The organism is Gynuella sunshinyii YC6258, assembly GCF_000940805.1.
In the GTDB taxonomy this organism is placed as follows: Bacteria; Pseudomonadota; Gammaproteobacteria; order Pseudomonadales; family Natronospirillaceae; genus Gynuella; species Gynuella sunshinyii.
The window spans coordinates 429,558-454,145 of the sequence record NZ_CP007142.1 but is presented as its reverse complement, the minus strand read 5'-3'; the positions used below and the strand labels follow the sequence as shown (position 1 = coordinate 454,145).

Sequence of the window (24,588 nt, the reverse complement as noted above, 5' to 3'; positions counted from 1 at the left end):
AATAAATTCCTCTGTGATGAGTCGCACACAGCCGAAATAAAACCCTGTGCAAAGCAGGGTGGATGATAGAAGATGAAATTCTGCAAGTTTTACAAGTTTTTACGTGTCAGCGACAAAAACTGCCTAAAGTTAAATAATACCAATGGATTTTCAGTCTGATTGTATGACCCCAATTGAAAACGATATCCCGGATCGGGAGCCAATCTGGCATGCCATGCAGTTGTTGTTTATGGACACCCACGAAGAAAAAGAGCTGGTGAAGATTGCCCGGGTCTGTGCGGATTCAAAATATTCGCTGAGCGAGTTGGAATCCATTTTTTACGATGAGGTGTTTCCTGCCTGCCGAATCAATCTCATTACCCTGCCAACTCCGGCCTGGGCAGGTGTTCGCGCGCAGCTGCTGACCCGCAGGATTGTGAATAAACAGCGTCACGGCCGGCGTCGGTTATGGTTTTTACGGCATCAGGTGGACCGCTGGTGGAAACTACTGGCAACCGACATTATGGCCCTGCGACATCAGCGCGCATCAACTGGCTCCTGATATCCTTACTGTACCGCAAAAAATATCAGCGTTACCCGATACCTTTTTTCCTGATCGCTATCTGCCATGCATCACGGATCCGGCACTCACCATATTACGCAATTTTGTCCAAGCGGCATCCTCGGGATTGCTCTAATATCTGGGTATGAGCATTCAATTCGGATCAGAGGCATTGGCAGGGGGATCACAATGCAGGCGGGTAACGTATTTCAGTTCAGTCAAAATCCGTGGCTGCCTGATGTCAGAGGGCTGACCGCCGCGATGGCGGATTTCACTTATGAGCGTCACAGTCATGAGGAGTATTCCCTTGGGGTGACACTGGCAGGCCGTCAGGATTTTTTTCATAACGGTCATTACCATTCGAGCCAACCCGGAACGATCATTCTCTTCAATCCAGACGAGATTCACGACGGTCATTCCGGCACTGATGAAACCCTGCGCTACCGGATGATTTACCTGCATCCCCGACAACTTCAGCCATTGCTGAACAGCATCACGGAACGCCCCCGCCCCGATTTTCGCTTTAGCCAGACCCTGCTCCGGGACGAGGTTCTGTGTGCGGCTATTCTTCAACAGGTTATTAATATGGAGGCTGGGGATGATTCTGGCGTGGCGCCATTGACCCTGGAAGCAGGACTCTACCGCATTGCCGAACGGTTGTGTCAGCTTGGCGGTGATTATCAGCCCTGCTCAACCGTGAGTCGTCCCGACAGACTGCTGGAAAGAGTCAAAGACTATATCGAGGCCCATCTGCAAAGCCGTTTGACGCTGGAGGATATGAGCCAGGTGGCCAACCTGTCCAAATACCACTTTTTACGTTTGTTTCGCAGTCAGTGTGGTATCACGCCTTATCAATACGTACTCAACCGCCGGATCAATGGTGCCCGCAAAGCGCTGGAGCGGGGCGGTTCCGTGGAAGATGTGGCCTACCTTTATGGTTTTTCCGACCTGAGCCACTTCAACCGCCGCTTTAAACCGGTCTACGGTACCACTCCCAGACAATATCAGCGCAATCTGCGCATCTGTTGATCATCGCCTTAACCCATTCACACATAAAGAGTCACAACATGTTGGAAGTTTTTGCCTATGCGTTCAGCATCATGTATTCCCCTGGCCCGGTAAACCTGTTGGCATTCAACGCCGGTCTGCAGGGGCAGATCAGGTCAATGATTGGTTTCTGCGCCGGTGTTTCGACAGCCATGCTGATGATGTTTCTGGTCTTTGGTTACAGTGGTGCCTGGTTGTTGGGTCCAACAGCGCAGCGTTACCTGGCCTTGCTGGGAGGCGCTTACATGATCTATCTGGCGGTGAAACTGCTGCGTGCCAATATTAATCTCGCGAATCGTCAGGGTGTTGCTGACAAACCACTGCACTACCTCGATGGTGTATGGATGCAGCTGCTGAATCCAAAAGGGCTGATGGCCACCCTGCCCATCGGTACAGTACAGTTTCCGGCAGAAGGCATCAGCGGAATTCATATTCTGATCTGGTCGGTTCTGCTGGCGCTATTCGCCCTGGGAGCACCGGGTGGATACAGTGTCCTGGGTGCGCAGATGCATCGTTACATCCGACCGGTGTTCTTCCGTTATCTCAACCTGTTGATGGCGGTTCTGTTATGTTATGTCGCGATAAAGATGGTCTATCAGCAATGGTGGGGGTGACTATTGCCGGTGGAACGAATACCCTCCCCGGTTTTCGAATATTGACCAGAGCCCTTTCCATGAACAGTATCGAGATCATTAGCCTGTTGGATGCCTATCAGGCTGACAGTGACAAAGAACAGCAGGACCTGGCATTTATCCGGGACTTTGTGCAGCGCCAGCCCCGCTTTCATCAACGGGATACCGCCGAAGGACATTTAACGGCGTCAGCCTGGATCAGTAACCGTGAACGCACTCAGGCCGTGCTGTTACATCACGGCAAACTGGATATCTGGGTGCAGCCCGGTGGCCATATTGAAGATGATGACAGTTTGCCGGCCGCCAGCCTCAGAGAGGCCCGCGAAGAAACCGGGATCACTGGACTGGAGTTAGTACAGCCGGAGATTTTTGACATCGATATTCACGAGATTCCGGCCCGTAAAACCGAACCGGCCCACCTGCATCTTGATATCCGCTTCTGGTTTGAAGCCGATCAGGAAGCCCTGGTGTTGAGTGATGAGTCCCACGATCTGCGATGGCTGACATGGTCAGAGATTCATCAGCTGACGGATGAAGAGTCCGTTTTGCGCATGGTTCGCAAAAGTCTGCGTGAGAGTTGAGCCGCAATGCTGTTCAGTGCCTGAAAACCGTTTTTCAGACCATCTGTTTGGGATGCTGATAACGATACGTTTTTGTCAGCATCATGATTACCAATAAGCGATAACCCCTTACGTCTAGTGCCTTTTTGGCCACAACTGTATACGCCCTTCTATTCCACAATGTTTGCGCAATATGGAGCCTGACGCGGTGTTATTCTCGCGCTCAGATTCAAGATTCGTGAGTAAAAACACCTGCATGCGACCATTGTTACCCAATAAATTACCTTGCCAACCAATGTTCCCAATGGGACTGCTGTTATGTGTGTTGAGCGGCTGCTCGACCATGACTCCAAAATATCAGTTGGATGCATTTTCGCCGGATGACAACTGGCACAGTGAGACCGGACAGATATCTGACCGTCAGGCGACAGAAGATATGACCGGCTGGTGGCGGAAGTTTGATGATGAACTGTTAAATCAGCTGGTGCAGTTGACCCTGGCCAATAATACTGACCTGAAAACCGCCCAACTCAATTACCAGCTGGCCAGACTGGATCAGAAATATGCCAAAGTGGATGGTGTGCCATCGGTTTCCGCCACGGCGAGTGCCAGTGAATCCATCAGTCACAGCAGTTCATCGGAATCTTTCAGTGACGGATTGAGTGCATCCTGGGAACTCGATCTCTGGGGTAATCTGGCATCGGCACAAAAATCAGCAGATGCATCGGTGGCTGCCAGTCTGGAAACCCTGCACTACAGCCAGGTCAGTCTGATTGCCGAAACAGCCAGCAGCTATGCAGAGCTGCGCAGTGCACAGGAAAACCTGCGTGTTATCAGGGCCAACATTGCGATCCAGGAACAAAGCTATGACTTTGTGAAATGGCAGAAAGAAGCTGGCATCAGCACTGATCTGGAGGTGATCCAGGCGGAAACCACACTGGAGCAGACCCGCGCGTCGCTGCCAGAGTACGAGAACACGGTGAATCAGGCCATGAACCGGTTGTGGGTACTGACCGGTGGGTTGTCTGACGGCCTGAGCCGGCAATTAAGAGAATATGTGGCTTTGCCGGCCATGCCGGCTTCGATGGCACTGGGAATTCCGGCTGATACTCTGCGTCAGCGCCCGGATGTCAAAGCCAAGGAGTTTGCCGTCAAAGTACAGGCCGAGAATGTGGTACAGGCCGGCAATCAGCGCTATCCCTCCTTCAATCTGACCGGCAGCCTGACTGGTGGTGGAACTCGTGTGAGTGATCTGTTCGATCTCGACAGTTTTATTACCCGGCTGGCCACCAGTCTGAGTTATAGCCTGTTTGATGGCGGCACCGTCAAAAAGAACATGCAATCCCAGCAGCTGCAGCTGCAACAGTCGTTGCTGGATTATCGGGCGGCACTGCTGAGTGCCCGTGAAGAAGTGGAAAATGCGCTCGGTACCCTGAGTAGCAAGCAGCATAAGCAAAAGGCTCTGCAGCTGGCTGAGGATTCCGCCAGTCTGGCATTGGATCTGGCCAATGTCCGTTACGAAGCCGGACTGATCGATTTCGAAACCGTACTGGACGCACAATCCACTCTGCTGACGGCACAAAATGAGCTGGCCACGAACCGTGGCGACATCCTGTCTGCCTGGATAGAACTATATCGCTCCCTCGGAGGAGGTTGGCAGGGTTTAACCTCCACGACTGATGGATTGGACGCATGATGAGTAATCAAAGTAACGAACAATTGGCACAACTGGGACTGACCTCTACGTCCGGTAAACGCAAAGCACTGAAATGGGGAATCATTCTGGCCCTGCTGTTACTGGCAGGAGGTTCGGGGGTTTACTATTTCGGTCGCGGACAGAATCAGGTCAATATCGTATTCAAGACCGATGCAGCCATCCAGGGGGATCTGGCAGTGACGGTTTCCGCCACCGGCAGTATAGAACCGACGGACGAAGTGGAAGTCAGTTCCGAGTTGTCCGGTATCATCACCGATGTCTATGTGGACTATAACGACCAGGTTATCAAAGGGCAGGTGTTGGCCAGACTCAATACCTCAACGCTGGAAGCGGATGTACTGGTGAAGAAGGCCTCTCTCAAGTCGGCCCAGGCTTCATTGCAGCAGGCTCGGGCGGAGGCACGGGAGGCCAAGGCCCAGTATGAACACTATCTTCAGGTGTGGGAATTGAGCGGTGGCAAGGTGCCGTCCAAGCAGGATCTGAACGCCTATGAAATCGACTGGGAAGTGGCCCAGGCGGCGCAGTTGAGTGCTGATGCCAGTGTGGAAGTGGCACGCGCCAATCTGGAGTCAGCGCAGTCTGATCTGAGCAAAGCGGAAATTGTTTCGCCGATTGATGGCGTGGTGCTGGCCAAAGATGTCGAACCCGGCCAGACGGTGGCGTCCTCCTACTCGGCTCCTACGTTGTTTTTGCTGGCCAGGGATCTTTCCAGTATGGAGTTGCATGTTGATATTGATGAAGCGGACATCGGTCTGATCAAACTTGGACAACAGGCCACCTTTACCGTGGATGCCTATTCCGGCCGCAGCTTCACTGGACAGATCAGTCAGATTCGACTGGCCTCTACCGAGGACAGTGATACCAGTGTAGTGTCATATGAAACTATTCTTACCGTTCCCAATCCGGAGCGGTTGCTGTTACCCAGTATGACCGCTGTAACCGATATTGCGGTGGAATCTGCGACGGATACCCTGACCATCGCCAATGCTGCACTGCGTTATCAGCCGGTATTCGGACCGGCACCCGGTGGGTCAGTATCACCGCCCGATAAAGCGAGGAGCGGTAACTTTCTGTCCAATTTACTTGATGGTGGTCGCCGGGGTCCGGGAGGAAGAGGTCCGGGAGGACCGCCGGGAGAAAACTTCCGACAGAACACTAATACCACTACGATGAACGGCAGTCTTGAAGGTGCCAGTACCACGGTCTGGGTGTTGCGTGACAACCATCCGGTACCGGTACATATCGAGACCGGCATCAGCGATGGCCTGAGAACCCAGGTGATTTCGGGTGACCTGCAGGTGGGCGATTTGGTGATCACCGATTCCACCCAGGTGCAGTCATGAACTCTCAGGCGTTGATTCGTTTTGCCGGAGTGACCAAGACCTACGGCTTCGGTCAGGCGGCGTTTCAGGCGTTGAAAGGGGTCAGTTTTGCCATTCACCCGGGACAATTTGTCTCAGTGATGGGCCCCAGTGGCTCGGGAAAATCAACGGTGATGAATATTCTCGGGTGTCTCGATGTCATCACTTCCGGGGAATATTTTTTCCAGGGTATCGGTGTATCCACACTGGACCGCAACCAGCGGGCACTGTTGCGCCGGCATCATGTGGGGTTTGTATTTCAGGGGTTTAATCTGTTGGCCCGGACCAGTGCTCTGGAGAATGTGGAACTACCGCTGGTTTACCGCGGGGTCAGTCGTCGGGAACGCCGTCAGGCTGCCATGTCGGCACTGGATAAAGTCGGTCTGGCCCCTTGGGCCAAACATCATCCGGCGGAATTATCCGGCGGTCAGCAGCAGCGGGTGGCCATTGCCAGAGCGCTGGCGACCAATCCGGCCATTCTGCTGGCCGATGAACCCACTGGTAACCTCGATACCGAACGCAGCCAGGAGATCATGGAGTTGTTGGCCGAACTTAATCGTGAGCAGCGCCAGACCATTCTGATGGTGACCCACGAACCGGATATGGCTGCCTATGGCAACCGCATCATTCATTTTGTTGACGGGCTGGTGGACAGTGACACCTGCAGTGAGGGGGAGGAGTCATGCTGATATTGATGTTGGGCAATGCTCTGAAGCTGGCACTGCAGGAAATCCGGCGTAACGTTCTGCGTTCCTTCCTGACCACGCTCGGAATCATCATCGGCGTGGCTGCAGTCATTACCATGGTCACTGTCGGTAATGGTGCCACGGAGCAGGTCAAGGCGCGGGTTTCCAGCCTGGGTAGCAACCTGATGATGATCAACCGCGGCCAGGGGTTTGGTCCCGGTAGTCGTGACCGGGTCAAGTCACCGGGATTCGAGCTTGAGGATCTCGCCGCGATTGAACTTGAAATTGCCGGGATCAAGGCCATTGCGCCGGTCAGTGCCGGCAGTGCCACACTGATTCATGGCAACAGCAGCTGGAGCTCCACCGTGCGCGGTACTACAGATGAGTACCTGACCGCCGGCAACTGGGTCATTGCCGAAGGCCGCTCCTTCACTGCAGACGAAGATAACAACGGTGGTGCGGTCTGTATTATCGGTCAAACGATCGTTGGGGAGCTGTTTGCCGATCAGTCACCGCTGGATCAGAAAATACGGGTCGGCAGCTACAATTGCACCGTTATCGGGGTGCTGAAAGCCAAGGGTCAGACCAGTTTTGGTAATGATCAGGACGACATCGTGCTCATGCCTTTTCCGACCTTTCAGAAACGCATTGCCGGTGATCGTGAGGTCCAGCAGATCTATATTTCACTGCAGGATGGTATCGATTCTGAACATGTCGAAGACCGCCTCAATAGGCTGTTGCGGCTGCGCCGTAATATTGCCGCCAACGAAGATGACAACTACAACATCATGGATACCACCGAACTGGCTGAAACCCTGACCAGCACCACCCAGACCCTGACCGGGTTGCTGGGAGCCGTAGCCGGTGTCAGTCTGCTGGTGGGAGGTATTGGCATCATGAATATCATGCTGGTCTCGGTGACCGAGCGAACCCGGGAGATCGGTATCCGGCTGGCAATTGGTGCGCTGGAACACGAAGTATTGTGGCAGTTTCTGGTGGAAGCGGTCGTGTTGTCTTCACTCGGAGGACTTATGGGCATCGGCCTGGCGGTTGGCTTGTCTTACAGTATTTCCGTGTTCATGCATCTGCCATTTACGATGGATCCGGGCATTATGATAGGCTCATTTGTGTTTTCCTCCGCTGTAGGGGTGGTTTTCGGTTATTTCCCGGCTCATCGGGCTGCCCGGCTGGATCCAATCGAAGCACTACGGCATGAATAGCATGCTACATGTCTGTTGAGACCAGTGACGCAATCTGCCATCCGGATTTGATGTCAAATTCGGAATCGGCCGCCATGATTTTGAGTTTCTTGTCCGGGGAAATGGCATACAGCGGAATAAACCGGTCATTCCAGTGCTCCCGGTAGCGGGCAAAGGTGAACTCATCGGTGATGGTGGTGACGCGGATTTCCGCTCCCTGGCTGAACAAACTCGATAATTTGCTCCAGGTACAGGTTTCGGCGAACAGTACCCGGGCGCGTAAATGTTTGCGGACCTGGGCTTTTTCATTATTGGAGGGAGCCGCCGTGTTGAGGGCATAGATGCCGTTTTCGGGAAAGTCGTGTTTGTACTGGTTAAAGATCAGATGGTTGCCGTCTTCACGCCGGCTCATCAGCAGCAGCTTTTTCATGCCCATCAGATCCAGGTGAATGTCTGCATGCTCACTCAGCACATTACCGAAATAAGTGCGCAGACCCAGCATCCGTGCTTCGTTGATGTGGCGGCGGTCCTGATCGGCCACAATCACATCAAAGCCCTGTTTTTGCAGGCTGGTCGCCAGTGCCAGAGAGATCTTGTTGGCGCCGTGAATCAGAACGCCCTGAGCATTGGCCAGTGAGACATCCAGCTTTTTCGCCAGCCAGCCGGCGCTGAAGCTCTGAATCAGCACCGTGCCGACGATCATGACAAATGTCAGTGGCAGCAGCGCTTCAGCCCCTTCAATCCCCGCTTCAGCCAGTTTCAGGGCAAACAATGAGGCAATGGCGGCAGCGACGATACCCCGCGGGGCAATCCACGCCAGCATGGCGCGTTCTGTCCACCGCAGGTCGCTGCCCAGGGTCGAAACCCATACTGCCAATGGCCTCACCAGCAGCTGCGCGCTCAGCAGTATCAGTATGGCAGCGAACCCCAGCCCGGCGATGGCCTGAAAGTCCATGCGGGCCGCCAGCAGAATGAACATCATGGAAATCAGCAGGACGGAAAGGTGTTCCTTGAAATCCAGAATCGATTCCATATGCACGCCTTTGAGGTTGGCCAGCACGATGCCCATCAAGGTGACCGCCACCAACCCGGCTTCATCTTCAAAATGATTGGCCAGGGTAAAGACCACCAACAGCACTGCCAGGCTGAAAAAGTTCACCAGATAGTTCGGAATCCATTGCTTCAGTAATGCCTGACGCATGATCAATGCCCCGACCAGTCCGAGCATGATCCCGGCTCCCACCAGTCGGGCAAAGGCGATCAGGCTATGGGCCTGATCACCGGTGACGATGGCTTCAAACACCAATACCGCCAGCAGTGCACCGATGGGGTCCACCACGATGCCTTCCCAGCGCAGAATATTGGCGATATTGGCTTTGGCGTTGATGCTGCGCAGCATGGGGACCACCACGGTCGGACCGGTAACGGTCATCAGTGCACCGAACAGCGCGGCCACCGCCAACGGGACCTGTGCAAGCCAGCAGGTGATGGCGGTCATCAGGCCCCAGGTCAGCAGTACGCCGATGGTGGTCATATTGCGAATGACGTTTTTGAGGCCGGAGATTTCATGAAACTTCAGGGTCAGGCTGCCTTCAAACAGGATCACCGCAACCCCCAGAGACACAAACGGGAACAGCAACTCCCCTAACAGCTCATCGGGATTCACCCAGCCGGTCAGTGGTCCCAGCACCATCCCGGTGAGCAGCAAAAACAAGATTGCCGGCAGTCCGGAGCGCCACCCCAGCCACTGACAGAAAAAACCTGCCAGCATCAGCAACGCAAGCAAAAACGAGGGGTTTAACGACTCAATCATGTCTGTTCCTTTCCATCCATCCGTACAGTTGGTATGACCGCTATGATCCTGACCTGCTCTTTATATACAAGTTCATAGCGATTCATATGGCAACGAATTGCCTGGAAAGGGCGCGAAAATGTGACCCGATGACCGGTTGGCGACGTTAATCCACTACTGATTGCAGTCTGGCTGGCCGTTGACGCCAGCCGCGCATTTCGCCAATCATCAGGCCGGCCAGAATCAGCACCGCCGCCAGTACCTGAGGCAAGATCAGTTGCTCCTGATAGAACAGATAACCACCCAGCAGGCCAAATACCGGTACCAGCAGCGTCATGGGTGCGACGCTGGAGACGCTGTATTTCACCATCATTTTGTTCCAGAACCAGTAACCCAGCAGAGTGGTTGGATAGGCCTGAAAAAGCGCCGAAAAGAGTGCCGGGGCATCAATTTTAGCTGGCAGATTCATGATCGCCTGGGGACCGTGAATCCAGCTGGCCAGCAGGACCAGCGGCAATGGGGCAAATGCCATGGCCCAGATATTAAAGGCGAACACAGCCCGGGTGCCGGCACGCTTGACGATCAGTCCGTTGACACTCCAGCAGACCGACGCCAGCAACACCAGGATCAGTCCCTTGGTCGTGATTGCGCCACCATTGAAGCGGATGATGATGGCCAGCCCTGCCAGCGCAAACGCAGAACCGAGCAGTTTCATCCGGGTGATGCGTTCGTTGAGGCAGACATATCCCACCAGCAGACTGCTGACGACACTCATATCCAACAACAGAGACGCCATGCCTGCCGAGGTGCCGGCGTAGACGGCCAGCGTCGTCAAACCCCACACCCCGACCCCGAACGACAGGCCGTATGCCATCAGATAGCGCCATGGCACGTCCGGTCGTTTAATGAACAGCAGCAATGGAAAGCTGGCAAAGGCAAACCGCATGGCCGTCAGCAGTAGCGGTTCGACATGGTTGACCCCGAGCTTGATCACACTGAAATTCAGGCCCCACAGTGCCATCAGTGCAACCAGCAGGAAAACATCGAGTTTTTTCATGGTGTCCTCAGTATTCATGATCCGAATCCACAGTATCGGTGATCCTGGAAAAAGGGTGCAGATTCAATTTTTGTGAAAAATAAGAGTACAATTTTGCGCTCATACCGATCAGAGCAGCGGGAAACGACCCATGACACTCTATGAAACACTGGCGCAACGGGTGATCGATGACATCCGGCAGCAGCGATTGCCGGCCGGTACACGATTGCCGGCGCTGCGGGTGATGGCCAGGCAGAACAAAGTGAGTATGACCACCGCGACCCGCACTTATGACTACCTGCAGCAAACTGGCTGGATCTACGCCCTGCCGCAGTCCGGCTACTACGTCGCCAGTCAGACAGGAGACGATCATTTTCCGGTGCCGGAGACCCTGCCGATGGAAAGCCGCGACCCCAAACGGTTCGCACCAGGCAATGGTTACAATCCCCACAGCAATCATTTCAATCCTCTGGGCACCTCCATGCTGGCACCGGAGTTACAGCCTGGAGAAGCGCTGCAACGAACCATCCGCCGGGTGGCCCGACGCTCTCACCCGGGTCTGCTGCGGTATCCGGAACTGCAGGGAGAATTGTCATTGCGCACGGCCCTGGCACGGCATTTTCGGGAAGACCATTTTGCCTTTGCGCCATCGGAACTGGTGATCACCAACGGTTGCCTGGAAGCGGTCCGGCTGGCCCTTGAATGCGTGACCACCGAAGGCGATACCGTCGCCGTTTGCTCGCCCTGTTTCAGCGGCCTGCTGGATCTGCTGGCGACTTTGTCGCGCAAGATCATCGAAATCCCGGTCACTCATGACGGTATTCATCTGCCGATGCTGGAAGCCTGTATGGCCGGCGGGGAAATCACCGCGGCCTTGCTGAGTACCACCCATATCAATCCTCTCGGTACCACTTTGCCGGTGGCACAGAAGCAGGCATTGGCGGAGCTGGCCGCCCGCTATCAGATTCCGATTATCGAAGACGATATCTATCTCGAATTAGGCCATCAGCAGTGCCATACCCTGCCCGCCAAATACTGGGACCGGCAGGGTTATATGCTTTGGTGTGGCTCCATGTCCAAGACCCTGGCGCCGGGGTTGCGGCTGGGCTGGTGTCTGCCGGGGCGTTATCAGCAGGCCTATCTGGACCGTCATGGGCTGACCAGCCTGGGGGTGAACACTTTGACGCAGGCCTGTGTCGGAGAACTGATCGCCACGGGTGAATACCGCGCCCACCTGCATAAAATACGGCTACGACTGCAACACCAGATCCATCAGTATCGTCAGTTTCTGCGGCAGCATTTACCGGCGCATGCCAATGTCAGTGCACCGGAAGGCGGGCTGGTATTGTGGGTTCAGATTGCCGGTCTGGATGCGGTGGCGCTGGAACAGACTGCCCGACAGCAGCATATCGATGTCCGCAGCGGTGCCTGTTTCAGTACCCATCCGGTCTATCACGATTGTCTGCGGATCAATTGTGGCTGGCCGCTTCAGGCTGAGCAGGAAACCGATAGCGCCTGTTGGCAGTTAGCTGAATTATGCCGGCTCGTTTCGCGACAATTATCGGCGGCGACGCCGAAGGTCCCAATCTGAAGGTTTTGACAGACGAAAAAAAGGGCGGTCAGGCCGCCCTTACGGTGTTGATCAGCAGTTGATCGAATGGTGCCAGTGGCATCGGCGCTCTTTTCTCCGGACTGGCCGCATCCATACGGGCAAACGCATCGGCGAGAAAGTCGTCCAGCACCACGACTCGGGGGATCGAGCATTTCTCGGCCAGACTGGCCTTGAGTGTTTGCAGCTCCCCGATCGTCGCCCGAACGACCGCATCCATGTCTGTTTGCGCCAGTAGTTCTGCGAATGCCACCGGTGGCATCGCCGGTTTGTCAGGGTCCATCACCCAAAGCGCGCACAGCGCGGTGCGCAGCATGTAAAAGTAGCGCTTCAGGGGAACTTCCCGGTCGGCTTTGCGTACTTTTCGCCAGTCATTGCCGGCCATTGAGCGATAGTGGTGAAACAACGCCCGGCGATCCAGGCTTTGCAATGCCAGTTCCCGCAGCTCGTATTCAAACCACTCACGACTGTGGTACACCACCGGCGAATGCAGCCACTCCAGCAGACTGGGATTACTGCCGCGCATCAGCCCGAGGGCCTTGCGCAGATCCCAGCCGTTGATGTCGAGATCATCGATAATCGGTTCTTCAATCACATCCCGCTGCCTGCCCACCGATAAATAGTGATCCAGTGGATGCACATAGATGAAGCGGACATCGTAGTCGCTGTTCGGTGAGACAAAGCCCCAGGCGCGACTGCCGGATTCGCAGGCGTAGAGGATATCCACGCCGTATTCCCATTCGATCCGCTCCAACGTTGCAAGGATTCTCTGTTCCATTGTCTGTCTCCCGTTATGAGGTTGTTTGACCGTTGGAGGATTTCACCGCCCCGGTCAGAGATACCAGTCCATTCATGACCCCTTCGAGCCCTCCGTATACGGTCAGATGACCGATCCGATCCGCCACTTTTTCCAGTGCCTCCAGTTCCTTCAGGCGTAACAGCACCGGGTTACCCTCGATCATTCTGGCGGTGTTTTGCAGCGAACGGGTTGCGGCAGTCTCTTCCCGCCGGCGGATCAGGTTGGCCTCGGCGGTTTTCTGAGCCTGCACCACCTGATTCAGAATATCTTTCATATCACCGGGCAGAATGATGTCCTTTATACCAATCTGTTCGAGTTCGAATCCCATCTCCTGCAAGTGCTCGCTGACCGATTTGGTGATGGTTTTGGCGATGGCGTTTTTATCCGCCAGCAACTCATCCAGAGTGCGGGTACCGACCGTTTCCCGCAGTGCCAGCTGCAAACGCCGGTAGATATAATCACCAGGGCTTTTCACCTGAGACAGCAACTTCACCACATCGCTGAAGCGGTAAACCGCGTTCAGGTTCAACCGCAGGCTGACCCGGTCCCTGGTCAGAATTTCCTGACCGCTGATTTCCACCGATTGCCACTTCAGGTCACTGACCTGGGTGTTGAGTTCCCGGTTGTACAACCAGAAACCATAGCGGCCGCTCGGCAGGGTCTCGGCCAGACGACCATCCACAAACAGCTGACCCAGTGTCTGATCCGGCACGGTCAACTGCATCCAGGCCTTATGGCTGCCGATGCCGTTCACACCCGAGCGTTCCAATTGCGCCAGCAACGCCGGAGCGATGCGGTAGTTATTGGAAATGTCGATGCATTCCAGCGTCAGATTCTCACTGCTGCGCCAGCGGACAAAGCGCGATCCCGGTTCCAATACCGCTTTCACCTGTCCATCCAGACGCACGATGCCGACTTCTTCCTGGCCGATGGTTTCAACGTCCACCTCGGCGCGGAAAATCTCCAGGGTCAGCAGTACTTCAAGGTTGCCATGTTTGACGCCGGCTTCGCGCAGCGACAGGGTTTCTGTGCTGTAGCGCCGGCCGGGATCAAACATGCGATAGCGACCGCTGTGCAGTACCCGGACCAGCTGACGGTCCCGGTACAATAAAACTCTTTCATCATCAGCCACGCTGATGGAGGTCCACAATTTCATAACGACTCCTTTTTTGATCCATATTGATCAGATGCCGGGAGGGAATGCCGGTTGACTGTCTGAGGCCGGTGGGGATTACACCTGAATCTACGACCATCCCTGGCCCCCACCGGCGTCAGCCAGCGCCCCTGGCATTTCAGCTCCCGGGTCCGGGTATGCCCGGGTTTATCGACAACGGGTCTGATAAACGCGGCACACCGCTTTGGGCTTGCGCCCGTTTATATTTAAAGAGGGATTTGAACCCTGAGCCTGGAAGGGCTTTACCATGGATGTTTGAACGGGATTCGAACCCGTTACCCATTGATTATGAGTCAACTGCTCTACCGTATGAGCTATCAAACGTGTGAATGTACTGTCCGATACTGTCGGTACATCCGGTCTCATGGAGAGGGATGCCAGGCGGGTGTACAGAACCCGCGCCGCTGCCAGTGATCACATTCAATATTGTTATTCCAAGCTCTGTGCCAGCTTGTTCTGATGTATTAAAAAAATTTATAACTCATTGTTTTTAAAATATTTTTTATATTTCTTGCATAAATGTACAGCATTGACCCCGACCCGGTCTTTAGGAATACTGATCGAAATTTATCGTCATTTATCGAAATAGATCATATGAAAACGGTTGTGATTGGTTTGCTGGGCACCGTACTGGATGCCCGCGGTAAAGGGGTCAAGCGCTGGAATAAATGGCGGCCGACGGTCGGTATCTTCATGCAGGAGGATCTGCTGGTGGATCGTCTGGAGCTGATTCACGATGCGCGTGACCATCGGCTGGCCAATAATGTCGGCGCGGACGTGCAGACGGTCTCGCCCGACACCGAAGTGCAGCTGCATGAGCTGCGGTTTGAGAATCCATGGGATTTTGAGCAGGTCTATAGCACCCTGCTGGACTTCGTGGAGCATTATCCGTTCAAGCCGGATCAGGAGCGCTACCTGCTGCACATCACCACCGGTACCCATGTGGCGCAGATCTGCTGGTTTCTGTTGTGCGAAGCCAACTATGTTCCGGCCGTGTTGCTGCAAACCTCGCCTGGGCGTGGCGATAATGGAGTGTCAGGTCAGTGCCATCTCATCGATCTGGATCTCTCCAAATACGATGCCATCAGTTCCCGTTTCAAGCGTCGGCAACTGGAAGGCACTGAGTTTCTGAAATCTGGCATTGCCACCCGCAATCGCCAGTTCAATGCCATGATTCAGCAGATTGAGCAGGTAGCAATCCGTTCGGTGGCGCCGATATTGATTACCGGGCCGACCGGTGCGGGCAAATCACAGCTGGCCAGCCGGATTTATGAGCTCAAAAAAATGCGTGGCTCGATCCAGGGGGAGCTGGTGGCGGTGAACTGTGCCACTTTGCGCGGTGACAGTGCCATGTCGGCATTGTTTGGTCATAAGAAAGGAGCGTTCACCGGCGCTCAGAATGCCCGCAAAGGTTTGTTGAACAAAGCTGATCAGGGTTTGTTGTTTCTGGATGAAATTGGTGAACTGGGATTGGATGAACAGGCCATGTTGCTGCATGCCATTGAAGAAAAGACGTTTTATCCGGTGGGTGCGGATGGTCCCGTCAGCAGCGATTTTCAGCTGATTGCCGGCACCAATCGGGATCTTCAACAGCAGGTGGCGGAAGGCCGTTTTCGGGAGGATCTGCTGGCGCGAATCAATCTCTGGAGTTACGAATTGCCCGGTTTGCGGCATCGACGTGAAGATATTGAACCCAATCTTGATTATGAGTTGCAGCAGGCGGAAAGCCAGATGGGTTACAAAGTCAGTTTCAACAAGACCGCGCGGCAGCGATTTCTCGATTTTGCCACCAGTCCTGAGGCTTTGTGGTCAGGTAATTTTCGTGATCTCAATGCCTGTATTCAGCGTATGAGTATCCTCTCGGATGGCGGACGTATCAATGAAGCTCTGGTTCAACAGGAGTGTGAGCGCTTGCTGACCTGGTGGAAACCGGCAGAGGTGAATGACTCGTTACCGGCACTGGAAGAAATCCTGGAGCCGGAACAACTGGCTGATATGGATCTGTTCGACCAGCAGCAACTCCGTCATGTGGTGGCGGTGTGTCGGGACAGTCAGAATATTTCTCAGGCGGGTCGTAAACTGTTCAATCGTTCGCGATTAAAGAAAAGTTCTGCCAATGACTCGCATCGATTGCGACAGTATCTGGCCAAGTTTGATCTAAAGTTTGAACGGGTGCAGTGAAACCATTTCTGTGACGTGTTACATATTGCCCTACATACTGTTGTTCGTCCCATTGGTTTATTTCAGGTAACACCTTAACTATGCACTCTAATCCAAAAATCCAGGCTCTGATCGAGCTGGGAGAAGCTCATATTTCAACACCATGGCCCCAATACCCCGAGCAGTATGGGTTTGATGAGTCTGATATTGCCGATCTGATCGCAGTCGTATGCGATGAACATTTCGATACTCTTGAGCCCAAAGATCCTGCCACCTGGGCACCGGTACATGCCTGGCGGACCCTGGGACAACTTCGGGCCGAGACTGCGATAGACAGTCTGATCAACAACTTTGACCGCTTCAGTGGCGATGATTTTGCCATCACTGAACTGGACAAGGTAATGGCATTGATCGGACCGGCAGCCATCAATCCTTTGTCTGAGTATCTGCAACGGGAGGGTGAGGATCAGTTTGCTTATGCGATTTCGATGAACTCGCTGGCGGAAATAGCCATGGCATTTCCTTCTCATAGAAGCGAAGTGCTGGAGATGTTTCGCCAGTACATGCGTAAACCGTATCCCCGCTACTATGAGCTCAATGGCATGGTGATGGGGCATTTGTTGGATCTGGATGCCCGCGAGTTGATCGAAGACGTGCGCTACATGTTCAGTCTGGAATGCGTGGACTTGTCGTATGTGGGCGATCTGGAGGATGTCGAAACCGAATGGGGATTGCGCGACTGATCATCGTCGCGCTCCATGGCTGATCGTCAGGACAGATTGAGCCGCAGATAGTGACTGATTTGGTCCAGCGTCTGCTGCTCGTGACGATCAATTGTGCCGCTGGTCAGGCCGCCTGAGCTGCGGGCAATTTCAGTGGCAAAGTCGAGCAGGTCCTGCTTGAAGAGCAGGGCTTCTTCGGGCTCAAGATGCTGTTCCACCAGATCGACGGTTTCCGTTATCACGTCAATCATATCCAATGTTTCGCTGGCCACGACCATCAATAAATCGGTCAGTTGCCGGGCCACGTCCTGAAGCAGTGTTTTCAATCTGTCTGAACGGCGCTTCTCTGTCTCTTTCAGTAATTCCACAAACTGCTGCTTTTCCCGGTTATCGATATGTCCGTCGGCGGCGGCGACCAGTAAAAATATAATCACCGGGCTCAGGCTGAGAGTGCGCCACTGACTGTCTGAGAAGGGCTGAATATTTGTGCGGGTTTCATGCATTACGTTGTTTCCTTGGATAGAGGATACGCCTGGGTCGTCCCTTAATGTGGGGGTGGTTGTGGCGAAACAAAGTCTTTGGGCAGGTAATCACGGCTTTGGGCGTGATGTCATTGGGCTTGTTGCCACTCGAAAATGATCATAGTTGATCGATATCGATAAATTTTGGCTGATCGTGATTGAGTTAAAAATAAAAATGTCTTATTTATCAAATAGTTATATTTATTTTGGTTCTTGGCATTGTTCTTGTTAATACCCTGTTACATCGTTGAATGTGTCGGTTTAGATAATCTGTCACCCGTATCGGAATGACAGTTTCAGGTTTAATAAAAGGAGTAAATCATGGCCATTGAAGTGATCAACGTGGAAAAAGGGGTTCCGGTAAAAAGCTGGACCGTCGGCGTACCTTTTGAGGACGGAGCCCGGCAACAATTGAAAAACCTCGCCTCGCTACCGTTCATCCATAAATGGGTGGCCGCAATGCCGGATGTGCATTTTGGTAAGGGAGCGACTATCGGCTCGGTGATTCCAACCACCGGTGCCATCATTCCCGCAGCGGTGGGTGTGGATATCGGCTGTGGCATGATGGCCGTCAAAACCGATGTCCGGGCCGATCAGTTGCCGGACTCATTGAAAGAACTGCGTAGCAATCTGGAGCGTGCCATTCCCCATGGTGGAGGAAAAGCCCGAAAACGTGATCCGGGTGCCTGGCATGATATTCCGGAGGATGTCGGTCAATTCTGGCAACAGCAGCTGGCTGATCGTTTTACGGTGTTGTGCGATAAGCATCCCGTATTAAAAAACACTAATAATGTAAAACACCTGGGAACGTTGGGTACCGGCAATCACTTTATTGAAGTGTGTCTGGATGAACAGGATGATGTCTGGATCATGCTGCATTCCGGCTCCCGCGGTGTGGGTAACCGGATCGGTGAACACTTTATCCGCCTGGCTAAACAGGAAATGGAACGTTTCTTCATTCAGTTGCCTGACCGGGATTTGTCGTATCTGGTCGAAGGAACAGACTATTTCAACGACTATGTTGAAGCGGTCGACTGGGCTCAGGATTTTGCCCGTATTAATCGTCAGGTGATGATGGGACGGGCTTTGAAAGCGCTGGCGGTTACCCTGAACAAACCGGTTATCGTCGAGCGCGAGGCAGTCAATTGTCACCATAACTACGTGCAGAAAGAGCACCACTACGACAAAAATGTCTGGTTGACCCGTAAAGGTGCTGTGAGCGCCCGTGAAGGTCAATTGGGAATTATTCCCGGTAGCATGGGTGCGCGCTCATTTATCGTCCGGGGTAAGGGTAATGCGGAAAGCTTCTGCAGTTGTAGCCATGGAGCCGGACGGGTGATGTCTCGTACCCAGGCCAAGAAAGTGGTGAGTGTTGAAGAGCATGCATTGGCGACGGCCCATGTGGAATGCCGAAAAGATGCGGCGGTGGTGGATGAGACCCCCAGCGCTTATAAAAATATTGATGCGGTTATGGCGGCTCAGTCTGACCTGGTGGAAGTGGTTCATACCCTGAGACAAGTGGTATGTGTAAAAGGATAACTGTGTAGTGGACATGATTGAACTGGATGGTCGCCAGGGTGAAGGTGGCGGCCAGATTTTGCGTTCGGCGCTGACCCTGGCGATGCTGACCGGCAAAGGGATTGAGATTCATCACATTCGTGGCGGCCGGCCCAAGCCGGGATTGATGCGTCAGCACCTGACCTGTGTGCTGGCGGCTCAGACTATCAGTGGTGCCTGGGTTGAGGGGGCTGAACTGGGGTCAACGCGACTGCGTTTCGTGCCGGGCGCGGTGACATCCGGCGATTACCATTTTGATGTCGGCAGTGCCGGCAGCACCACGCTGGTATTCCAGACCATCGCGCTGCCGTTACTGCAGGCCAAAGGCGCGTCAACGGTGCAGTTTCGTGGTGGCACTCATAACCCGATGGCGCCGCCCCTGACCTATCTGAAGCGTTCATTTTTGCCGTTATTGCGGGAAATGGGCGCACAGATTGAGCTGGATGTTCAACGTTGGGGATTCATGCCGGCTGGTGGAGGTTGCTGGCAGGCAACGATCAAACCGTCAGTGCTGTCACCGATCAGCCGGTTGCAGCGCGGTGAACTGCTGAACTGTCGCCTCAGTGCCTATGAAGTCGGCCTGAGCAATCAGGTCGCTGAACGTGAGCTACAGGTATTTTGTCGCAGTGCTCCGATGGCGGTCACTGAAACCCGGATCCGGCAACCCAAAAGCAGTTCGCCGGGTAACCTGTTGGCTGTTGATCTGCATTTTGAGAAGACGCGTATTTGCCTGACCGAATTAGGGCGACCACGTCTCAGTGCCGAAAAAGTTGCCGGCAATCTGCTGAAGCAGGTGAACCGTTATCTGCAAAGTGATGCCGTGCTGGATGAGTATCTGGCGGATCAGATCATGCTGCCGATGCTGGTGGCCGGTGGTGGTGAGTTTCGTTGCGATGGTTTGTCGGATCATGGCGAGACCAATCGTCAGATTATCGCCCGTGTGACCGGCAGGGAAATGAGTTTTCAGGACCATATACTACGGTTATAGGATAATTTGCCGTTCAATTTCGAAATGAGAAATTGAACGGCAAGGTGATTGATATCAGTTTTCAACTGCTTTAATACTTCAAATAGGCAACCTTTGGTCGCCTGATCGTCCGACTCTTAATTGGGGCATGCCTATCGTCCAATTAATACGTTGATCCTCCGTCAGTGGTAACAGATTCCGGTTGGCTCAGGGAATTTAAGTCAAATAAATCAAACCGCGTGGTTTGTTGAATTTGCCGGGAGACAGATCTGACATTGGTGGTGGTATTGAAAATGATCGTGGCAGCGTCTTTCGACATGCGGGCATCGACCAGCAGGTAGTTTTGATCGTACTGCCGGGAGACTGCAAGTTTCGCAATGGCGGCGAGCGCGACGTCAGATCCGGTGATCCCGTAGAGATGGGTGCTGACGGTCATGGTGCTGTTCTGGCGGTTGTTCTGCCCATTTAGAGTCAGTCCTGACATCAGTATTTTGCCATCACGGCTCAGCTGAAAATGACGATTGAAGGCGGCATGGGATTGAATGCTTCCTTGTCCTCCCCCAAACCAGGATGCTCTGAAATAGTAGGCACTGATAGTCTGCGGAACGGTGATCAGTTCTCTGGGTGGTTTGTCGGTGTAAAACGCTTCCCCGTTGATGGTAACGTTCGCGGATTTCAGTTCGTGGACCGTGGAGATCTGCTGCCAGCCTTCAGAGGTTCGTTGCCACAGGCTGATTCTGGCAAAGCCTTCCAGGACATCGACAGGACTTCCCAGAGAGGTATAGTCGGTGGTGTTCAGATACGAATCCGTGTATTCGCCAATGGCCATGATGGTGCCATCGGCATTGATGGCAACGTCAATGCCTGACAGGGTGTTGGGGTCTGTCAGGGTCGAGAAGTCGGTGCTGATCTGGTACTCCTGTCCGGTTTTTTGCAGTTCCAGGACGGTACCGGAAAAAGCTTCATTCGGTTTGGCGGGTGCTGTCAGGGCCAGATAGATTTGTTCACCGCTGTCATCGATGATGATGCGGTTGATGGATTGTTGCAGCTGATCTGCCGGCAACAATTGCTGAACCAGTGGCTGTTTGGGGTTGTTGGTTTTGTAGACGATCAGCGTTCGATTGCTGGCCATGGCCAGGTAACGACCATTGTTGCTCAGGTCATAACGCCAGCCACCAGCCTGCGCGGCGGTGGAGGTATCTGTGTCCGGCTGTTCTGTAAATTCAAATCGTGCTGATCCGTTGGTTTTGCTCTGTAACACGTGCTGGCATATCGGCAAAGCCCCTCCAATACCGCTGCCATCGTTATGGCGGATACACAAATACGTGTAAGACGTTGCGGTGGCTTCGTCATATTGCCAGTCCGATAGCATGAGAATGTTGTTTTTCGGGTTGTTATTCTGTCCAAGCATCCGGTTGTGATCGTTGAAGTCACGGATACCAATATCATAAGCGCCGCTGATCATTGTGGTGGTGGTATTCAGGCTGATTGCCTTGCGCTTGAGGTAGGGTATTGCACTGGCGCTGCTGAATTCCGGCAACTGGTAAAATATTGAGTCCGGTTGTCCGTCGTCATAGGTCATGCGTACAACATCGTCCGTATAAGCGACCGTCTCGGTGGTCGTTTTAGCGGGATCAAGGATGAGAAAGTTAAGATCCGAAGCGGGAATCAGCATTTCGGAATAGGAGTCTTTAAATACCTCATCGGCGGTGTCATCCGGACTTGGGTAGCGGCTGTCATCAGAGTGATCGTTGTTAAAGAAAATGATACCCACCAGTATGACGGCGACTATCATGAACCAGGCAAAACCGGTAGATATCGTGGCGGTTGGTGCTGGCGGAGGGGTCGGTTGAGCCGCGGTGTGTCTGGTCGGCCGGGTTTTGATGGTCGGCTTGCGGGGTTTTCGTTGGGCGGCTGCTTTGGCCGTTGCTGCCAACTGTTGTGTTTGTCCGGCGCTTTGGCGGCAATGGGGGCATTCTTCTCCCCAGTAGTAGTGATCCGCTGTTTTTTGACACTGACTGATGTGTTCGCGCAAGGTCTCCAGCAGTTGCAGCCATTGCTGCGCCGAATGTCTTTTGGGGCCAATCAGCGATGATTCCAATGCCCCCCGCAGGTTGACAGGAAAGTGGCGATGAAGACTCCAGGGGGATGGACCTATCCGGGGGTGCGGTTGTTCACCGTAGGGATATAGCGCTGCACTGATGCGGGCCTGGTTATCCGTGGGCAGTTTGGTTCCGGGCTTGGGAACGCCCTGGAACGGGTGAATTCCATTATTGAGCAGTTGGAAAACAATAACGGCCAGAGCAAACAGGTCCTGGGCCTGATCCAGTTGATCGGGCGGCAGTTTGTTGTTATGGGCTTCCGGTGCAATATACCCGGCGGTGTACTGGTGACCGGGAAACTGATCATGTGAACCACGAATGAAGAAGCCATCACAGTCGACGATTGAAATGGCGGCAGTCCGACGGTTGACCATGACATTCACCGGTTTGAAATCGATGATGGCATGACCACTGCGATGGAGCGCCTCGACACAGCGAACCAGTTCAATGGCGGCATTCAGTCGAAACAGGTAGCTTTCCGGCAGTTTGGACTGCTGACGAGCCCGGGCCGAAAGCAACTGTTCCAGCTGAACCTCATGTTTGAAGTTCAGCAACGGCATCAGATAGCCGACAAATTTACCCCGATGTGTTTTGAGTATGGCCAGCGGCCAGGCAAAAGTAACACCTTGCTGTGCCGGTGGCGTGTGTTCGATCATCTGCCACAGTTTGTGTTCACGTCGGGGATCTTTATCCGGGTGGTGATAGATCTTGAGCGCATAACGTCGGTCAGTACTGGCAAAGATAGCGCCGTCAGCGCCCTGATTAAGGGGCTTGGCAGGGTGGCGGATGGTTTCCTTCCGGCCATCGGGGTAATGACAATAGAGAGTGTTGGACATACTGCCGCTGTGTTGAAATACGCTGATTAATTCCGGTTCATATAGAGCCAGGCCAGGGTTTTATCGTCGTGACTGATGGCTGCAGCCCGTTTATCCTGAAGTGTACCGTTCAGCGCCTCGCTGCCCTGATCGCTGGAAACGGTCGACAGGTACTGGTGTACCGGTTTGAGAAAGCTCTCCTGAGGTCCTGCTGTCTGAGTACCCGTCGTGGCAAAGCCGCTGACTCCGTCTGACATCAGGAACCATAAGGGGTAGGGTTTATGCGGGCACCAGATGCGCAGGTGTTGTTGCCAACCCGGCAGGGTAAAAAAATAGGTCATATCCGCATATTCGCCATTTTCCGGCTCGCTGATCACGTAGTCCTGCCAGTCGCCGGGGTTGATACCCAGAACGACGCCATCGCCGATATGAAATACCATTTGGCCATGAGCGGTTGCTATCAGGCCGCATAAGGTGGCATGGAATTCGGCGATTGGGCCCAGTTCGCTAAGTTCCTGGCGGACTTCGTCAATGGCATCGACAAGCATCTGAGCGCCATCGGTATGGCTGATTAGCTGATCCAGTTGTGGAGCCAGCGTCTGACACAGGTGATCCACTAAGGTTCTCGACCCAATCTCTGAGCGTGCCGCGGAACCGGCGCCATCGGCCACACAGGCGATGATGCCGCTGTCGGTCTGCTGAATCTGCCAGGCATCCTGGCAGGGAAGCTGCTGCTGTACATGGGAGGCCCCGGTGACAGATGCAGCGGCATACTGCCATCCCATGCTTAAACCTCTATTTCAGACCAGCTGTTGGTATCGGGTAATGCCACCTTTTCGCCCGGCACGCTGGCAGAAACGGTGGCCATGCTGCGGCTGAGCCAGATGAATAATTCGGTGAAATGCAGACCTTTGAGTTTTTTCGGAGTCTTGTTGGAGAACTGTCCCAGTGCTTCAAAATCAGCGCCTTCGGTGCCGATTGGAAAGATAACGGTTTTTTTCTGGCGTTCGGCATCGCGACACTGAGCAGCAATCTCTTCCCAGCCATAGTCGTTCGGGCAACCGTCAGAAATCATAATGACCCAGGGACGGGTGCTGGAAATGCCATTGCTGTCATACAGTGCTTTCTGGGCGTCGATTTCATCCATGGCCTTGGCCATGCCTTGGCCCAGTGGCGTCAGGCCGCTGGCCTGGAGTGTTGGAGCGGAAAAATCCACCGCATCGGTCCAGGGTTGCAGGATGGTGACATCTTCGTGGCCACCGACGGCAATCACCAGTACCTGTACCCGCAAAGCGGCAACCGGATCACTTTTCAGCTGTTCTTCAAAGACCTTAAGACCGGTATTGAGTTGTTTGATAGGTTCCCCGCTCATCGAACTGGATGTATCCAGCACCAGTACACAAGGGGTTCGCTGATTGGCATTGTCGATGAATTCCACTCCGGGAATTGTGTGGGTCATACTCATACTTCTCCATTATGTGAGCTTAAGTCCGATCATTGAGTATTCGGGATGAAAACCCGATTTCATGGGTAGCGCAGAAGTGTAGTACAGAATCCCTTTGAGAACGATAGCGCCATGTCCCAAAAAGCG

Annotated in this window: 21 protein-coding genes and 1 tRNA gene; 13 read left to right on the top strand and 9 right to left on the bottom strand. The window is 53.8% G+C overall.

The genetic code is table 11. The annotated features are described in order from the left end of the window. Positions 1–163: 163 nt before the first annotated feature. The 8 genes from YC6258_RS02090 to YC6258_RS02055 all read left to right on the top strand — a co-directional run bounded on the left by YC6258_RS02090 (position 164) and on the right by YC6258_RS02055 (position 7,764). Positions 164–541: a DUF7079 family protein gene (locus YC6258_RS02090; RefSeq protein WP_044615578.1), complete on the top strand. Its 378-nt coding sequence runs from the start codon at positions 164–166 to the stop codon at positions 539–541. Positions 542–730: 189 nt separating this feature from the next. Beyond that, positions 731–1,570, top strand: coding sequence for an AraC family transcriptional regulator (locus YC6258_RS02085; RefSeq protein ID WP_044615577.1), 840 nt, complete (start codon positions 731–733; stop codon positions 1,568–1,570). 38 nt (positions 1,571–1,608) lie between these two features. Then, on the top strand, positions 1,609–2,202 hold the full coding sequence (locus YC6258_RS02080) for a LysE family translocator (protein WP_044615576.1): 594 nt from the start codon (positions 1,609–1,611) through the stop codon (positions 2,200–2,202). Next, positions 2,157–2,801 (top strand): NUDIX hydrolase, encoded by a 645-nt coding sequence (locus YC6258_RS02075; protein ID WP_082070520.1) that lies wholly within the window; start codon positions 2,157–2,159, stop codon positions 2,799–2,801. Before YC6258_RS02080 ends, YC6258_RS02075 begins: the two co-directional genes overlap by 46 nt. Before the next feature lie 172 nt (positions 2,802–2,973). Further along, positions 2,974–4,476 (top strand): efflux transporter outer membrane subunit, encoded by a 1,503-nt coding sequence (locus tag YC6258_RS02070; RefSeq protein ID WP_082070519.1) that lies wholly within the window; start codon positions 2,974–2,976, stop codon positions 4,474–4,476. After that, the gene (locus YC6258_RS02065) at positions 4,473–5,840 is read left to right on the top strand and encodes an efflux RND transporter periplasmic adaptor subunit (protein WP_044615574.1); all 1,368 of its coding nucleotides are present in this window, start codon (positions 4,473–4,475) and stop codon (positions 5,838–5,840) included. The genes YC6258_RS02070 and YC6258_RS02065 overlap by 4 nt, the downstream gene beginning before the upstream one ends. Beyond that, positions 5,837–6,547, top strand: a complete 711-nt coding sequence (locus YC6258_RS02060) for an ABC transporter ATP-binding protein (protein WP_044615573.1) — start codon at positions 5,837–5,839, stop codon at positions 6,545–6,547. Before YC6258_RS02065 ends, YC6258_RS02060 begins: the two co-directional genes overlap by 4 nt. Continuing rightward, positions 6,541–7,764, top strand: coding sequence for an ABC transporter permease (locus YC6258_RS02055; protein ID WP_211264612.1), 1,224 nt, complete (start codon positions 6,541–6,543; stop codon positions 7,762–7,764). Before YC6258_RS02060 ends, YC6258_RS02055 begins: the two co-directional genes overlap by 7 nt. Positions 7,765–7,768: 4 nt before the next feature. On the opposite strand, the gene YC6258_RS02050 is transcribed toward YC6258_RS02055, so the two are convergent. Then, positions 7,769–9,556: a cation:proton antiporter gene (locus YC6258_RS02050; RefSeq protein WP_044615572.1), complete on the bottom strand. Its 1,788-nt coding sequence runs from the start codon at positions 9,554–9,556 to the stop codon at positions 7,769–7,771. A 145-nt stretch (positions 9,557–9,701) separates the two neighbouring features. Beyond that, on the bottom strand, positions 9,702–10,610 hold the full coding sequence (locus tag YC6258_RS02045) for an EamA family transporter (RefSeq protein ID WP_245627001.1): 909 nt from the start codon (positions 10,608–10,610) through the stop codon (positions 9,702–9,704). 112 nt (positions 10,611–10,722) lie between these two features. Here YC6258_RS02045 and YC6258_RS02040 point away from each other — a divergent pair, with 112 nt between their 5' ends. Continuing rightward, entirely contained in the window at positions 10,723–12,162 is a 1,440-nt protein-coding gene (locus YC6258_RS02040; protein WP_044615571.1) for an aminotransferase-like domain-containing protein, read from the top strand. A 28-nt stretch (positions 12,163–12,190) separates the two neighbouring features. Here the strand turns inward: YC6258_RS02040 and YC6258_RS02035 are convergent, their stop codons facing one another. From YC6258_RS02035 to YC6258_RS02025, 3 genes are all read right to left on the bottom strand, one after another. Then, positions 12,191–12,958, bottom strand: coding sequence for a nucleotidyltransferase domain-containing protein (locus YC6258_RS02035; protein ID WP_044615570.1), 768 nt, complete (start codon positions 12,956–12,958; stop codon positions 12,191–12,193). A 13-nt stretch (positions 12,959–12,971) separates the two neighbouring features. Then, positions 12,972–14,135, bottom strand: a complete 1,164-nt coding sequence (locus tag YC6258_RS02030; RefSeq protein ID WP_044615569.1) for a slipin family protein — start codon at positions 14,133–14,135, stop codon at positions 12,972–12,974. A 266-nt stretch (positions 14,136–14,401) separates the two neighbouring features. Further along, positions 14,402–14,477 (bottom strand) — tRNA-Met (locus tag YC6258_RS02025). Between the two features lie 270 nt (positions 14,478–14,747). Here YC6258_RS02025 and rtcR point away from each other — a divergent pair. Further along, positions 14,748–16,334 carry an RNA repair transcriptional activator RtcR gene (rtcR, locus tag YC6258_RS02020; RefSeq protein ID WP_044615568.1) on the top strand — a complete coding sequence of 529 codons (1,587 nt, stop codon included), beginning with the start codon at positions 14,748–14,750 and terminating at the stop codon, positions 16,332–16,334. A gap of 80 nt (positions 16,335–16,414) precedes the next feature. Further along, a complete protein-coding gene (locus YC6258_RS26905; protein ID WP_052829997.1) occupies positions 16,415–17,056 on the top strand; it encodes a DUF1186 domain-containing protein in 642 nt (213 codons plus the stop codon). Positions 17,057–17,082: 26 nt separating this feature from the next. Here the strand turns inward: YC6258_RS26905 and YC6258_RS02010 are convergent, their stop codons facing one another. Next, a complete protein-coding gene (locus YC6258_RS02010) occupies positions 17,083–17,538 on the bottom strand; it encodes a TerB family tellurite resistance protein (protein WP_044615567.1) in 456 nt (151 codons plus the stop codon). A 339-nt stretch (positions 17,539–17,877) separates the two neighbouring features. Here YC6258_RS02010 and YC6258_RS02005 point away from each other — a divergent pair, with 339 nt between their 5' ends. Together YC6258_RS02005 and rtcA are read left to right on the top strand one after the other, a co-directional pair. Next, a complete protein-coding gene (locus tag YC6258_RS02005; RefSeq protein ID WP_044615566.1) occupies positions 17,878–19,095 on the top strand; it encodes an RtcB family protein in 1,218 nt (405 codons plus the stop codon). Between the two features lie 13 nt (positions 19,096–19,108). After that, positions 19,109–20,101: an RNA 3'-terminal phosphate cyclase gene (gene rtcA / locus YC6258_RS02000; RefSeq protein ID WP_044619651.1), complete on the top strand. Its 993-nt coding sequence runs from the start codon at positions 19,109–19,111 to the stop codon at positions 20,099–20,101. A 142-nt stretch (positions 20,102–20,243) separates the two neighbouring features. Here the strand turns inward: rtcA and YC6258_RS01995 are convergent, their stop codons facing one another. The 3 genes from YC6258_RS01995 to YC6258_RS01985 are packed head-to-tail and all read right to left on the bottom strand — an operon-like array spanning position 20,244 to position 24,456. Next, positions 20,244–23,018, bottom strand: a complete 2,775-nt coding sequence (locus YC6258_RS01995; protein ID WP_044615565.1) for a protein kinase domain-containing protein — start codon at positions 23,016–23,018, stop codon at positions 20,244–20,246. Between the two features lie 26 nt (positions 23,019–23,044). Then, a complete protein-coding gene (locus YC6258_RS01990) occupies positions 23,045–23,782 on the bottom strand; it encodes a PP2C family serine/threonine-protein phosphatase (protein WP_044615564.1) in 738 nt (245 codons plus the stop codon). A 2-nt stretch (positions 23,783–23,784) separates the two neighbouring features. Further along, entirely contained in the window at positions 23,785–24,456 is a 672-nt protein-coding gene (locus YC6258_RS01985) for a vWA domain-containing protein (RefSeq protein ID WP_052830620.1), read from the bottom strand. Between the last annotated feature and the right edge of the window lie 132 nt (positions 24,457–24,588).

Excerpts from the sequence above, each read along its gene's own strand:
- YC6258_RS02090 (WP_044615578.1), top strand. The coding sequence starts at position 164 with ATGACCCCAATTGAAAACGATATCCCGGATCGGGAGCCAATCTGGCAT.
- YC6258_RS02085 (WP_044615577.1), top strand. The coding sequence starts at position 731 with ATGCAGGCGGGTAACGTATTTCAGTTCAGTCAAAATCCGTGGCTGCCT.
- YC6258_RS02080 (WP_044615576.1), top strand. The coding sequence starts at position 1,609 with ATGTTGGAAGTTTTTGCCTATGCGTTCAGCATCATGTATTCCCCTGGC.
- YC6258_RS02075 (WP_082070520.1), top strand. The coding sequence starts at position 2,157 with ATGTTATGTCGCGATAAAGATGGTCTATCAGCAATGGTGGGGGTGACT.
- YC6258_RS02070 (WP_082070519.1), top strand. The coding sequence starts at position 2,974 with ATGGAGCCTGACGCGGTGTTATTCTCGCGCTCAGATTCAAGATTCGTG.
- YC6258_RS02065 (WP_044615574.1), top strand. The coding sequence starts at position 4,473 with ATGATGAGTAATCAAAGTAACGAACAATTGGCACAACTGGGACTGACC.
- YC6258_RS02060 (WP_044615573.1), top strand. The coding sequence starts at position 5,837 with ATGAACTCTCAGGCGTTGATTCGTTTTGCCGGAGTGACCAAGACCTAC.
- YC6258_RS02055 (WP_211264612.1), top strand. The coding sequence starts at position 6,541 with ATGCTGATATTGATGTTGGGCAATGCTCTGAAGCTGGCACTGCAGGAA.
- YC6258_RS02050 (WP_044615572.1), bottom strand. The coding sequence starts at position 9,556 with ATGATTGAGTCGTTAAACCCCTCGTTTTTGCTTGCGTTGCTGATGCTG.
- YC6258_RS02045 (WP_245627001.1), bottom strand. The coding sequence starts at position 10,610 with ATGAATACTGAGGACACCATGAAAAAACTCGATGTTTTCCTGCTGGTT.
- YC6258_RS02040 (WP_044615571.1), top strand. The coding sequence starts at position 10,723 with ATGACACTCTATGAAACACTGGCGCAACGGGTGATCGATGACATCCGG.
- YC6258_RS02035 (WP_044615570.1), bottom strand. The coding sequence starts at position 12,958 with ATGGAACAGAGAATCCTTGCAACGTTGGAGCGGATCGAATGGGAATAC.
- YC6258_RS02030 (WP_044615569.1), bottom strand. The coding sequence starts at position 14,135 with ATGAAATTGTGGACCTCCATCAGCGTGGCTGATGATGAAAGAGTTTTA.
- rtcR (WP_044615568.1), top strand. The coding sequence starts at position 14,748 with ATGAAAACGGTTGTGATTGGTTTGCTGGGCACCGTACTGGATGCCCGC.
- YC6258_RS26905 (WP_052829997.1), top strand. The coding sequence starts at position 16,415 with ATGCACTCTAATCCAAAAATCCAGGCTCTGATCGAGCTGGGAGAAGCT.
- YC6258_RS02010 (WP_044615567.1), bottom strand. The coding sequence starts at position 17,538 with ATGCATGAAACCCGCACAAATATTCAGCCCTTCTCAGACAGTCAGTGG.
- YC6258_RS02005 (WP_044615566.1), top strand. The coding sequence starts at position 17,878 with ATGGCCATTGAAGTGATCAACGTGGAAAAAGGGGTTCCGGTAAAAAGC.
- rtcA (WP_044619651.1), top strand. The coding sequence starts at position 19,109 with ATGATTGAACTGGATGGTCGCCAGGGTGAAGGTGGCGGCCAGATTTTG.
- YC6258_RS01995 (WP_044615565.1), bottom strand. The coding sequence starts at position 23,018 with ATGTCCAACACTCTCTATTGTCATTACCCCGATGGCCGGAAGGAAACC.
- YC6258_RS01990 (WP_044615564.1), bottom strand. The coding sequence starts at position 23,782 with ATGGGATGGCAGTATGCCGCTGCATCTGTCACCGGGGCCTCCCATGTA.
- YC6258_RS01985 (WP_052830620.1), bottom strand. The coding sequence starts at position 24,456 with ATGACCCACACAATTCCCGGAGTGGAATTCATCGACAATGCCAATCAG.